Genomic DNA, 12,950 nt, shown 5'->3' with positions numbered 1-12,950 from the left:
AAAAGTTTGGCCCTTTTGCTGTAAGGACGCAGCCAGAACAGCAAAAGGGCCAGTAAATTAAGATATAGCAATGACACAGTTCTAATTACACTCCCGGAAATTATGCTTTTATACCTTGATCTTAGAGATATTTGCTGATTCCTTTACAAAAAGACTCTTCTCCAGATTCAACCACTCCAGCGCAGTGCCGTGCAGCATGCGGTCTTTAGTGGCGCGGTCGTATGGCATGGATTCGATGAGTTTACCCGGCTCCAGTTCGCCTAGCGGGAAAGGATAGTCGGTGCCCAGTGCGATGCTGTTGGCTCCCACCAGATTCACGAGATAGTCCAGCGCCTGCGGGTCGTGCACGAGTGAGTCGAAGTAGAATTTACCCAGATACTCGCGCGGGTTTACATTATTATCTATCGCGCACAGGTCAGGGCGCACCTCAAAGCCGTGCACAATACGGCCAATCGTAGCTGGGAAGGATCCGCCGCCGTGGGCAAAGGCCACACGCAGCTTTGGCAGCTTCTCGAAGATACCGCCGAAAATCATGGAGCAAATAGCGAGACTCGTTTCTGCGGGCATGCCCACAAGCCAGGGTAGCCAGTATTTGCTCATCTTCTCTTTGCCGTACATGTCCCAGGGGTGCACAAACACCGCCGCTCCCAGCTCTTCAGCTGCCTGAAAAATCGGGAACAACTCGGGCGCGTCCAGATTCCAGTCGTTGATGTGCGAACCAATCTGTATACCCGCCATACCCAACTCTTTCATGCAACGCCCCAGCTCCTTAATCGCCAGGTCAGGGTCTTGCATCGGTATGGTGCCAAGGCCAATGAAGCGGTCAGGGTAGTCGGCCACGATGCCCGCGATGTGGTCGTTGAGCATGCGTGACAGGTCGTAGGTATGCTCTGGCTTGGCCCAGTAGTTGAACATGACCGGCACCGTGCTCAGCACCTGCACGCCCACCTGGTGGTGACTGCACTCGTGCATGCGCACTTTAGGATCCCAGCAATTGTCCTGAATCTCGCGGAAGAACTTGTCGTCCATCATCATGCGGGCACAGCAGGGCTTGTGGTGCTCCAACCGGATGAAGCCGCCATACCCGTAGCGTTCCCGCAGATCAGGCCACGTAGCGGGCAGGATGTGCGTGTGTATGTCAATCTTGAACAGATTGTTTTCGGCAGGTATAGTAGGGCTAGGCTTCTGGTTTTGCATGCTGGTAATCGAACTAAAATTCGGCTATACAGCGTACAGCCAAATGGAGCAATCCAACAAGATACACATTTTGTAGTTTTTATGTTGTCTATTCTGACAGTAGTCAACCAAAATCTACATCTAGATTTCTCCCGCTAATCTAATTAACATTTACGCAGGCTTAGCTGGCGGTTGCAGCACCTCGCCGCACTTCTTGCAAGTACGCAACTCCTCGTTATCCCAGAAGTTGCCCATGATCACGGGCAGCTGTTTTACGATGTCAGTTACTTCTGTGAAGTCCTCGTGCAGTTTGTTCCCACAGTTCTCGCAGAACCACATAAAGCCGTCTTTCTCCCCTTCGCGGCGGTAGCGCTCAATCACCAGACCTACCGTGTTGGCAGGGCGCTGTGGGGAGTGCGGCACTTTGGGAGGCAACAGGAAGATTTCGCCTTCCTTGATGGGAATATCCACGGGCTTGCCGTCCTCTATGATCTTCAGCACAATATCACCCTCTACCTGGTAGAAAAACTCCTCTCCTTCGTCGTAGTGGTAGTCTTTGCGGGCATTGGGGCCGCCTACTACCATCACAATAAAGTCGTCGTTGCCTTTGTATACCTGTTGGTTGCCCACAGGCGGCTTAAGCAAATGGCGATGTTCGTCTATCCACTGTTTGAAATTGAAAGCGCGCTGTATGGCCATAGTTTTATCAGGTTAGGTTGATAGTTTGAATGTACGAAAAAGTAAACACAAATGGTAGTTTAAGGTATAGCGCTACCTGCCGTGTAAGTTTGAAGCCTTTTACGTACATTTAAGTTATGAACTTAGACCTGACGGATAAAAGAGCCATCGTGTGCGGCAGCACGCAAGGTATAGGCAAAGCCATCGCCCTAGAACTGGTGCAACTCGGTGCCAGCGTGACACTGGTAGCCCGCAATGAAGCCAAGCTGAAAGAGGTAGCCCAGGAGCTCGACAACAGCAAAGGCCAGCAACACGACTACTTCGTGGCCGATTTCAGCAAGCCCGACGAACTGGTGCAGCAACTAGAGGTATACCTGCAACAACACGAGCAGGTGCACATTCTCGTCAACAACACGGGCGGACCAGCGGGCGGACCAATTGTGAATGCTAAACCCGGGGAGTTTCTTAGCGCCTTTAACATGCACCTGATCAACAACCACAACCTGGCGCAGGCAGTTATTCCACTGATGAAAAACGCAGGTTACGGCCGCATTATCAACATCATCAGCACCTCCGTGAAACAGCCCTTGCATGGACTGGGCGTGTCGAACACCATACGCGGCGCCGTGGCTAGCTGGGCCAAGACCATGGCCAACGAGCTGGGGCAATTCGGCATCACGGTGAACAACGTGCTCCCTGGCGCTACCCGCACGGGCCGCCTGGAATCCATCATCGAAAACAAAGCGAAGAAAACCGACAGCGCCGTGGACAAAGTAGAAGAAGAGATGATGGCCGAAATCCCAGCCCGCCGCTTCGCCGAACCAGAAGAAGTAGCCGCAGCCGCAGCTTTCCTGGCGACACCGGCGGCAGCGTACATCAATGGCATTAACGTGCCGGTTGATGGGGGCAGGACGGGGAGTTTGTAAATTTAATTGTTGATTGTTGTTCCCTCCTGTAATTCCTCATTGTTAATTCTTAATTCTCAAGCCTTGCAGCACATCCATAACTACATTGACGGCCAGTTGGTAATGCCTGTGGCGGGGCAGTACATCGACAACTACAACCCCGCTTTGGGCGAGGTATACTCGCTTATACCTGACTCTGACGAACAGGATGTGGAACAGGCAGTGCAGGCGGCTTTGAAGGCTTTCCCGGCATGGTCGCACACGCCTGCCGAGAAGCGCGGACAGATTATGATGCGCATCGCTGACCTTATCGACCAGAACCTGGACAAGTTGGCCGAAGCCGAATCAATTGACAATGGCAAGCCGCTGAAGTTGGCAAAGTCGGTGGATATACCCAGGGCCAGTAGCAACATGCGCTTTTACGGCACGGCCATTCAGCATTTCGCTTCCGAGGCGCATTACATGGAGGGCACCGAGGCCATAAACTACACCGTGCGCCATCCGCATGGCGTTGTGGGCTGCATTTCGCCCTGGAACCTGCCGCTATACCTGTTCACCTGGAAGATTGCCCCTGCCCTTGCTGCTGGTAACTGCGTCGTGGCGAAGCCTTCCGAAGTGACGCCTATGACGGCTTATATGCTTTCGGAAATCTGTATTGAGGCGGGCTTGCCGGCGGGTGTGCTCAACATCGTGCATGGTTATGGCCACAAAGTAGGCGCTGCCATGACGGCCCACCCGAAAGTGCCGGTTATCTCGTTCACAGGCGGCACCGCCACGGGGCGCACCATCGCAGCCACGGCGGCTCCGATGTTCAAGAAGCTGTCGCTGGAGCTGGGCGGTAAGAACCCGAACATCATCTTTGCCGACTGCGATTTCAACAACGCGCTGCATACCTCCATTCACTCCTCTTTCGCCAACCAGGGACAGATTTGCCTCTGTGGCTCCCGCATTTTCATTGAGCGTCCGCTGTACGAGAAATTCCGCGATGCTTTTGTAGAGAAAGTAAAGGCCTTGCAAGTGGGCGACCCGATGGAAGAAGGCTCGAAAATGGGTGCTGTGGTGTCGGAACAGCACATGCAAAAGGTCCTCTCCTACATCGAGCTGGCCAAACAAGAGGGCGGCACCATTCTCACAGGCGGACACCAGGTGCAGGTAGAAGGACGCTGCCAAAACGGCTGGTTCATCGCCCCGACCATCGTCGAAGGACTGCCCTACAACTGCCGCACCAATACCGAGGAAATCTTCGGTCCGGTTGTCACGCTTACCCCTTTCGACACCGAAGAGGAAGTCATCCAATACGCCAACTGCACCGACTACGGCCTCTCCGCCACCATCTGGACGCAGAACCTGCAGCGGGCCCACCGTGTGGCCCACAAAGTACACGCAGGCATCATTTGGGTGAACACCTGGTTGCTCCGTGATTTGCGCACGCCTTTCGGTGGTATGAAAAACTCGGGAGTGGGGCGAGAGGGCGGTTTTGAGGCACTGCGGTTCTTTACCGAGCCGCAGAATGTTTGTGTAAAGTTGTAGGGAATGGGTATGGAGCCGATAAGAGTAAACAACTCTTTCGAGGAGTCTTACAGACAGGTTTTATTCATCGATAACTTCTTGGTGAAAGCTGTGAACAAGAAAAATGCGAAAAGAGCACTGTTTTGTTTAGGCTTATCGGTTATAACTCTGCTCCTTTTCTTCACGACCAATAATGAGTCCATCGTGCCATGGCTTTTCCTTATGCCTTTCTTTTGGCTGGCTTTTGTCGTGTATCTACTTTATATCAGATACAAAACCTACAAAAGGCAGAAGTACATACTAAGAGAATTCGTTGAGGAAGTGTTTCAACAATCTCAGCATGTGACAATCACTTTTGATAACGATGAAATTAGGGCGATACAACCTGAAAGCACCTTAATCCACAAATGGTCAGATTTCAGAGCTTATTTGGAAGAAGACAACGCGATCTATCTGTTTCAGAAAAACCCTTACTTAGCTTGGTCTTTCTCTAGTAGGGAAGTAGGCAATACTACAATTACCAAACTCAAAACCATAGCAAAAGAGAAGTTACCTGTCCTGCAAGATGGGTTATAGTTAACCCTTTCCCCCATCAAGAGAGTATGATTATATAAAACCATACTCTATTGATAACCAGCCACAAACAGCCAAACGAAAGCCAATCTGCAGCTATCCTGACCAGCTTAGGTATAGCCGAGGCTGAATGGCGTGCGCAAGGTATAGCGCCGCAGACGTTGGTGGCGATTTATCATGACTTTTTAGAGCGCAAAGAAGAGCTACTCGAGCTTGCGGCGCAGACGGCCCAAAGCCTGCAATACCTGCCCGAGGTACACGCCGTACGCTATCGGGTGAAAAACCCACTGCACTTACTGCGAAAGGTTATCCGTAAGAAAGCGGAGTACCCCGACCGCTACATCGACGAACATAACTACATCGACTGGATTAACGACCTGGCAGGTGTGCGGGTGCTATACCTGTACAAGTCGGCTTGGCATACCTTGGGCAGACATATTCAAGTCAACTGGGATTTGAAACGCCCTCCTATCGCCTATCTCTCTCCCAACACAGACGAAAACACAGTACAGGCATTCAGTGAAACTGGTGTTGATATCAGGTGGCACGAGCATGGCTATAGGGCGGTGCATTACGTGGTTCGTACGCAAACCAGTCGCCAACGCTACTTTGTGGAAATACAGCTGCGCACCCTTTTCGAGGAAGGCTGGAGCGAGATAGACCATGCCGTGCGCTACCCCAATCACAGCTGCAACGCTTTCGTACGCGACTTACTCCACTTGCTCAACCACTTCACCGGACAGTCCGATCAAATGGCATCATTTATCAAAATCGTGCTGGAGAAACTACAAGCCCATATCCCCATCTCCAAACAAGAACACACACAACTGCAAGCGCAAATAAACCAGTTTGCTATACCTGCTACAGAAAAAAAGCGATTGCACCACCACCTCGAAGCCTTGCAACGAAAGAACAGATAAGCTGCAAAAACAACAAGGCCCGCCATTGCTGACGGGCCTTGTTATTCAGGTATAAACTTAAGTTTTCAGATTTTACTTCAGGTATGGCATCACGCTATGCCCAACGTCTTTTATACTTTGTTCTGGCACTATACCTTATTGATTCTTTTCAGAAGTTGGGTTGATCAGGTTGCGCTCCAGGAAGTCGGTCATCATTTTGAAGCGGTGCAGGCTCGTAACGCCGCCACCCACGCCGTGGTTACGGTTCGGGTAGTAGAAACTCTCGAACTGTTTGTTGGCGCTGATCAGGGCATCCTGCATGGCCACCGCGTTCTGGAAGTGCACGTTGTCGTCGCCGGTTCCGTGGATGAGCAAGAGCGCACCCTGCAGTTTATCGGCAAAGAACAGTGGTGAGTTGTCGTCGTAGCCTGAAGCGTTCTCCTGTGGTGTTTTGAGGTAGCGCTCGGTATAGATGGTATCGTAGTAGCGCCAGTTCGTAACCGGAGCCACTGATATACCTGCACGGAACACGCCGTCGCCTTTTGTCAGGCCCAGCAGCGTCATGTAACCACCGTAGCTGTGGCCCCAGATGCCAATGCGGTCTTTGTCCACGTACGGCTGGTTGCCCAACCACTTGGCTGCCTCTATCTGGTCTTCGATCTCATACTTGCCGAGGTTCGCGTAAGTCACTTTCTTGAATTCAGCGCCACGGGCACCGGTACCGCGGTTGTCCACGCTCACCACAATGGCGCCTTTGTTAGCCAGCACCTGATACCACAGGTAGTTGGCACCACCCCAGCTGTTGTTCACCGTTTGCGAACCAGGTCCACCGTACACGAACATCAACACAGGGTATTTCTTATTCGGATCAAAATCGGTTGGCTTCATCATCCAGCCGTTCAGCTGCGTGCCGTCCGGGGTCTTCATGGTGAAGAACTCCTGCTTGGAGATATCATACTGGGCCAGAGTGTTGCGTAGCTTTTGGTTGTCTTCCAGCACCTTTACCAGCTTGCCGTCTTTGGCAGTGTGCAGGCTTACGGTAAGCGGGGTGTTGGCAGCAGTGTGGTAAGCGAGGTAGTACTTGTAGTCCTTGCTCATGTTCACGCTGTATGTACCAGCTTGTGTCGTCAGGCGCTTTTTGTTTTTGCCATTGCTTTTGATGCTATACAGGTGGCGCTCCATCGGCGATACTTCCGTCGACATAAAATAAAGCAAGTTGCTCTTCTCGTCGAAACCGATAAAGTTGCTCACTTCCCAGTTGCCTTTTGTGATCTGGCGCACCAGCTTGCCATTCATGCTGTACAGGTACAGGTGGTTGAAGCCGTCTTTCTCTGAAGAGTGGATGAAGTTCTTGCCGTCTTTCAGGTAGATCAAATCGTCGGTTACGTCTACGTAGGCTTTGTCAGTTTCTGTCAACACCACATTGGCTTTGCCTGTAGTGGCGTTGGCATGCAGAATCTCAAGCTTGTTCTGTAGACGATTCATCTTCTGGATCGAAAGCAGGTTGCTATCATTTGTCCATTTGATGCGCGGCAGGTAGATGTCGGCCTCGTTGCCTGTGTCCATCTTCACGGTCTGCCCGTTGCCCACGTTGTACACCGACACGGTTACGATAGAGTTGGCTTCACCTGCTTTCGGGTACTTGAACTTGTAATCCTGCGGGTATAGCTCGCCCCACATTTGCATGTTAAACTCCGGCACGTTGGTCTCATCGAAGGTATAGAAAGCGATCTTAGAGCCGTCCGGTGACCAGTGGAAGCCTTGTGCGAACGAGAATTCCTCTTCGTATACCCAGTCCGCATAGCCGTTGATGATGGAGTTGAACTTGCCGGTGTTGGTGATCTGTGTCTCCTTCATGTTGGCAAGGTCCACAAAGAACATGTTGCCTTCGCGGGCAAACGCCACACGCTTGGCATCTGGTGAGAAGGTCGCATACAGCTGCTTTCCGCCGTTGCTCAGCTTCGTCAGTTTCTTCGAAGCGATGTCGTACACATAGAACTCAGCCTTAGAGGAGCGACGGTAGATTTGCTCTTTTTCTGTGGCGAACAGCACCTTTTTCTCGTCTGAGCTAAAGGTATAGCTATCAAACTTGATCGGCTTGTCGCTGCCTTCTGGCTTCAGGTCTTCGCCTTCAATGATAGTGTTTACCGCTTGACCGGTCGTTACATCGTAGCGCACAATGTCGTTCACGCTGTTTTTCTCGTCGGCCACCTGCGAGCTGTAGTACCGTCCGTCGTTCATCCAGTTCACGCCATACACCGACTTAGGCGAGAAGGTGCCCTTTTGGTAGATGTCCTCCAGCGTTACTTCTTTCTTCTGCTGCGCCTGCGCCACAAAAGCGAAGCACAAGAGCACGAAAGCCAGAAAATTGGTTTTAAGGTTGATATGCATGTGTATAAGGGTTGTTAACGTTTAGTTTGCTAATTTATCAGAATAATGTGGTATTGCCATACCTTGCCACCAAAACCATACCGCACAAAAGTATAGCCCAACAAAAAAGCGGCGGCCCTTTCGGAACCTGCCGCCTTTCTGAAAACAGGAAAATAATCTTGCTTAAAAGTTATAGCCAAAGGTCACCAGCACAGTGTTGAGCTTGTCTTCTACATCTACCACCGGCACGAATACCGACGGATCGCTAAAGTTATACGGGCTGTACAGGCTGTTCGCTGTAGAGCTGGTAAAGGCCACATCAGCATAGTACTTGTTCAGGCGTATACCTGTGCCCAGCGTAAAGGTGTTTATTTTGCCGTCAAAATCAGCATTGCGGTAAGGGTCGCCCGTGATGGCATAACCTGCTCTAAAACGGAACACTTCGTAACGTCCCTCTGCTCCCACCTTAAAGTTAAGCGCTGACTTATAGTTGCCCGAAATGCGGTCGTTCACGCGGTTGAAATAACTGCTATTGCCTCCAAAGTCGTCACTCTCAGCATAGCGGGCATTGGCATAATCCACATACTCAATATCGGCTGCTATAAAGCCATACTTCTGCAGAAAGAAAGCCACACCGCCCGATGCCCGGAAAGGAGTTGTCAGTTTGTAGGAAAATTCGCCCGGCAGTTCTGCAGCGCTGTAATTTTCTCCCGGCAAAAACTGGGAATACATTGAGCGCTGATAGGTTTCGTTAAAGTTATACAGCGTCGGTGTTTGGATGGATGCCCCCAGACGAAGCACATCGGATGGACGGAAGATAGCACCTAATTTCAGATTAACGCCCGTACCCCGTGTTCTGTACTCGTCACGCAGCTCCAGGCTGGTAAAATCAGTATCGGCACTTCCTTCAGCTTCCCTGAAAATCCGCTCCTGCCTGAAATCCGAAGTAACCACGCCAAGCGAAGCGCCCAGGTATATTTTATCACGGTAACTGGTACCACCGGCTATATCAATCTGATTCTGGGATCCCCTTCTGATGATTTCTTCTGATTGGTCGATGTTGCCAACCCGATCGGCAGGTATAGCAAAACCCTGTTCATCAAAATCAAACAGGAAGGTGCCATAAGCCAAGCCCTCCATTGAGGTGAATCCATTATCGAACTCATTATCCAAATCAGCTTGCGTGCGGCCACGTAGGTTCGCCAATTCAGTGAAGTATTCGACTATGGTTGGATCTTGCCCACCGGCCGTATTCCAGTAAGAAGTTCTGTTATTGAAATTATTGAGCCTGCTGAAGCTTATGCCAAAAGTGGCACCGCGCCAGTCACTATCCTCGTTGGCCTGGCGGTCGGCAAACACAAAGCCGATATGGGGAACAGACACGCTGTTACGCTCGTCGTTTGTTGAAATGCCACCAACACGCCCTGTTGAAGTGGAGAAACCAAGACCAGGCGTAATGCTGAATTCAGAACGCCTGAACATACCCAGACCGGCTGGGTTGGAGGCCATGGTAGAAACATCTGCTCCGAGCGCTGTTTGTGCTCCTCCTATGCCTTGTATACGTGCGGATCCGGTAAGTCCGTAACGGGTGTAGCGCAGGGCATCTACCTCGTCTTGGGCAAAAGCGGTTCCGCCCCAGCCCAGCATAAGTGCCAGGCTGGCCGAAACAATCTTAGTGATTTTCATGGATTAGTGGTTTTGTTTAGTTTCCTCCTCTATTCCCACGGCCACCGCCGCTTGAGTTAGTTCTTGCCGGAGGACTAGATGTACCGGAACTTCTGGTTGGTGGTGAGTAGCTCGGCTGCGAGCGCTGCACCGGCTCACTGCGCTGATAGCTTGGCTGCGAACGTTGCACCGGCTGGCTGCGCTGGTAAGTAGGCTGTGAGCGCTGCACTGGCTCGCGCTGAATCTGCTGACGTTGCACCGGCTGCTGTATTCTCTGCTGACGCTGCGTCGGCTGCTGTATACGCTGCTGGCGCTCCACTGGTCGTGGCTGCGTAGTCGGCGACACATATTCATCTCTTGACTGATTGATGCGCTGCACTGGCTGCTGGCCTTCCGGCTGCTGGCGTGCTGGCCTTACCTGTCCGCTCTGCGGGTCGTAACCACGGTTGGTAGTGGCTGGTCTGGATGGCAAAGTACGGCCCGTGTTTTCGCCTGCGTTGATTTCCTGGCTTCTTGAATTCGTATTGCCAGTCGCACGTTCTGTTCTGCCTGGGCGGGCATAGTCTGCACCTTGTGTAGCGCGCTGCTCGTTGCTAACAGCCTCTGATCGGTTTGGTCGGCCAGTAACACGCTCCGGGTTGCCCGTTGCCGGCACCACACTGCGCTCGCCACGCGGTCCGTACTGCACCTGGCGCTGTTGCACAACTACCGGACGGTCGTAGATGAAACGGTTTCCGCCGTAGTAACCTCGGTTATACCCATGATAGAAGCCGGCATAGTAGTTATTGTGAGGCCAGTATCTGTTACCCCAGAATGGATCATACATACCATAAGGATGCCCCCAGCGGTTCCAGCCAGAGCCCCAGCCCATACTCAAACCGATGTTCACGCGCATACCGCCTCTGTGCATGAACGGATCGTACATGAAAGGGTCGTAAAAAGGATCGTAGAAGAACGGATCGTAAAACGGACTCACCCGGCGGTGAACGTAAGAGGTTGTCCAGTAAGGGTCTACATAGGCGTAGTTCGGAGTATTCCAGGTTGCCTGCGGACGATAGGTACGGCCGTCGTAGTACTCATCGGCAGCGTAGTTTTGAGTGACATCACCCGAAGCGACCTGCTGATTGTCCTCAGCAGAAGCATACTGCTGCTGTTGAGGAGCCTGAGCCTGCGGCTGCACATATTCGGTACGGTCTGACGAGCTGTAATACATATCGTCATACTCCGTCGACTGCATAGCTACCGGGCTGCTGCAACCAACCGCGAAAAGTGCAATCACAGGGGCTATTGCGGTATATATGTTTATTTTTTTCATGGCCTTCTGTGTTTCTAAAATGCTTCTATATCAAAGATATAAACACAATAGCGCAAAACCTTATCAATAGTATAATATATTAACGTAATTTTGAGCCAGAATGATATTAAATCTTCCCTATGTGGAAAGCAATATTCATTCCAAAAAGATTAACAATTACTGATATAAGATAAATATTTTTTTTGAACATGAGCAAAGGGTTGCCAAAAAGAAGCGAAGACTACTCGCAGTGGTATAACGAGCTGGTAAAAAAGGCCGGTTTAGCGGAAAATTCTGCTGTACGCGGCTGCATGGTGATCAAACCTTACGGTTACGCCATCTGGGAAAAAATGCAGCATCAATTAGATGCAATGTTTAAGGCCACTGGCCACGAAAACGCTTACTTCCCGCTTTTTGTACCCAAAAGCTTATTTGAGGCAGAAGAGCAGAACGCCGAAGGCTTTGCAAAGGAATGCGCCGTTGTAACACATTACCGCTTGCAGGCTGACCCCGATAAACCAGGCAAACTGCGCGTAGACCCAAATGCTAAACTCGAAGAGGAGCTGATTGTTCGACCAACTTCAGAGGCTGTGATCTGGAACACTTACAAAGGCTGGATCCAGAGTTACCGCGACCTGCCAATTCTGGTGAACCAGTGGGCTAACGTGGTACGCTGGGAGATGCGCACGCGCCTGTTCCTGCGCACGGCTGAGTTCCTGTGGCAAGAAGGTCACACGGCACATGCAACCGCTGAAGAGGCCATTGCAGAAACCAAGCAGATGCTGGAGGTATACGCTACCTTCGCTGAGCAGTACATTGCGCTGCCAGTTATCCGCGGCGTGAAAACACCAAATGAGCGCTTTGCCGGCGCACTTGACACTTACTGTATCGAAGGTTTGATGCAGGACGGAAAGGCCCTGCAGGCAGGTACTTCGCACTTCCTGGGCCAGAATTTTGCCAAGGCTTTTGATGTGAAGTTTGCTACTAAAGAAGGTGGACTTGAGTACGTATGGGGCACCTCCTGGGGCGTTAGTACGCGTTTGATGGGTGCGCTCGTAATGGCTCATTCTGATGACGAAGGCCTGGTGCTTCCTCCAAAGCTGGCCCCTATCCAGGTGGTGATCGTGCCGATTTACAAAGGCGAAGAGCAATTAGCCCAGATCAGTGAGAAAGTAGAGCAGCTCAGAAAAGAGCTGATGGCAAAAGGCATTAGTGTGAAGTTCGACAACCGTGACACCGAGCGCCCTGGCTTTAAGTTTGCCGAGTGGGAGCTGAAAGGCGTGCCGGTGCGAATTGCCATCGGTGCCCGTGACCTGGAGAACGGCACCGCAGAAGTGGCCCGCCGCGACACCAAAGAGAAAAGCACGCAGCAATTCGACAGCCTGGCGACCTACATCCCTGCCCTGCTCGACGAGATACAGGAGAACATCTACAACAGAGCACTGACCTTCCGGGAAGAGAATACCACCAAGGTAGACAGCTACGAGGAGTTCAAGCAGGTGCTCGATGCCAAGGGCGGCTTTGTGCTGGCTCACTGGGACGGCACGTCGGAAACAGAAGAGCGCATCAAAGAAGAAACCAAAGCTACGATCCGCTGCATCGCCTTGGATACGCCCGAAGAAGACGGCGTGGACATGATCACAGGAAAGCCGTCCAGGCAAAGGGTATACTTCGCAAAAGCTTATTAATTGCTGATTGTTTTCGGCAGGAAAGATAAAGAGCGCCGCTTCCCAGACAGGGAGGCGGCGCTTTTACTTTATGATCGTCCATGATCTAATCAAATCTTGGTAGTGGTCTACAATGTATGATGTAGGAATAAGTATGGCAGCAAGGGTGTTTACAGGAAGTTATGTGCGAGATAACTATCCAGGTAGATTGCCC

General features: G+C 51.5%; 10 protein-coding genes. 5 read left to right on the top strand and 5 right to left on the bottom strand.

Annotated features, from left to right (window positions below; genetic code table 11):
* Positions 1-108: 108 nt before the first annotated feature.
* Both C8E01_RS21095 and C8E01_RS21090 read right to left on the bottom strand, forming a co-directional pair.
* Entirely contained in the window at positions 109-1,197 is a 1,089-nt protein-coding gene (locus C8E01_RS21095) for an amidohydrolase family protein (protein ID WP_116545442.1), read from the bottom strand.
* Positions 1,198-1,347: 150 nt separating this feature from the next.
* Positions 1,348-1,875, bottom strand: coding sequence for a 3-hydroxyanthranilate 3,4-dioxygenase (locus C8E01_RS21090; protein WP_116545441.1), 528 nt, complete (start codon positions 1,873-1,875; stop codon positions 1,348-1,350).
* A gap of 116 nt (positions 1,876-1,991) precedes the next feature.
* On the opposite strand from C8E01_RS21090, the gene C8E01_RS21085 reads away from it, so the two are divergent.
* The 4 genes from C8E01_RS21085 to C8E01_RS21070 all read left to right on the top strand — a co-directional run bounded on the left by C8E01_RS21085 (position 1,992) and on the right by C8E01_RS21070 (position 5,761).
* Positions 1,992-2,780 (top strand): SDR family oxidoreductase, encoded by a 789-nt coding sequence (locus tag C8E01_RS21085; RefSeq protein WP_116545440.1) that lies wholly within the window; start codon positions 1,992-1,994, stop codon positions 2,778-2,780.
* A 63-nt stretch (positions 2,781-2,843) separates the two neighbouring features.
* Positions 2,844-4,289 (top strand): aldehyde dehydrogenase, encoded by a 1,446-nt coding sequence (locus C8E01_RS21080; protein ID WP_116545439.1) that lies wholly within the window; start codon positions 2,844-2,846, stop codon positions 4,287-4,289.
* Positions 4,290-4,298: 9 nt separating this feature from the next.
* Positions 4,299-4,844 carry a YcxB family protein gene (locus C8E01_RS21075; RefSeq protein WP_133242810.1) on the top strand — a complete coding sequence of 182 codons (546 nt, stop codon included), beginning with the start codon at positions 4,299-4,301 and terminating at the stop codon, positions 4,842-4,844.
* A gap of 50 nt (positions 4,845-4,894) precedes the next feature.
* Positions 4,895-5,761: a RelA/SpoT domain-containing protein gene (locus tag C8E01_RS21070; protein WP_243409758.1), complete on the top strand. Its 867-nt coding sequence runs from the start codon at positions 4,895-4,897 to the stop codon at positions 5,759-5,761.
* Positions 5,762-5,896: 135 nt separating this feature from the next.
* Here C8E01_RS21070 and C8E01_RS21065 read toward each other — a convergent pair whose 3' ends face one another.
* The 3 genes from C8E01_RS21065 to C8E01_RS21055 all read right to left on the bottom strand — a co-directional run bounded on the left by C8E01_RS21065 (position 5,897) and on the right by C8E01_RS21055 (position 11,090).
* A complete protein-coding gene (locus C8E01_RS21065) occupies positions 5,897-8,131 on the bottom strand; it encodes a S9 family peptidase (protein ID WP_116545437.1) in 2,235 nt (744 codons plus the stop codon).
* Positions 8,132-8,293: 162 nt separating this feature from the next.
* Complete coding sequence (locus C8E01_RS21060; protein ID WP_116545436.1) at positions 8,294-9,796, bottom strand: OmpP1/FadL family transporter; 1,503 nt, start codon at positions 9,794-9,796, stop codon at positions 8,294-8,296.
* Positions 9,797-9,812: 16 nt separating this feature from the next.
* A complete protein-coding gene (locus C8E01_RS21055) occupies positions 9,813-11,090 on the bottom strand; it encodes a hypothetical protein (RefSeq protein ID WP_116545435.1) in 1,278 nt (425 codons plus the stop codon).
* A gap of 188 nt (positions 11,091-11,278) precedes the next feature.
* Here C8E01_RS21055 and proS point away from each other — a divergent pair, with 188 nt between their 5' ends.
* Complete coding sequence (gene proS / locus C8E01_RS21050; protein WP_116545434.1) at positions 11,279-12,757, top strand: proline--tRNA ligase; 1,479 nt, start codon at positions 11,279-11,281, stop codon at positions 12,755-12,757.
* Positions 12,758-12,950: the final 193 nt, after the last annotated feature.

The organism is Pontibacter virosus, assembly GCF_003096355.1.
GTDB lineage: Bacteria > Bacteroidota > Bacteroidia > Cytophagales > Hymenobacteraceae > Pontibacter > Pontibacter virosus.
The sequence above is the reverse complement of the archived record's forward strand: the minus strand, read 5'-3'. Positions and strand labels throughout refer to the sequence as shown.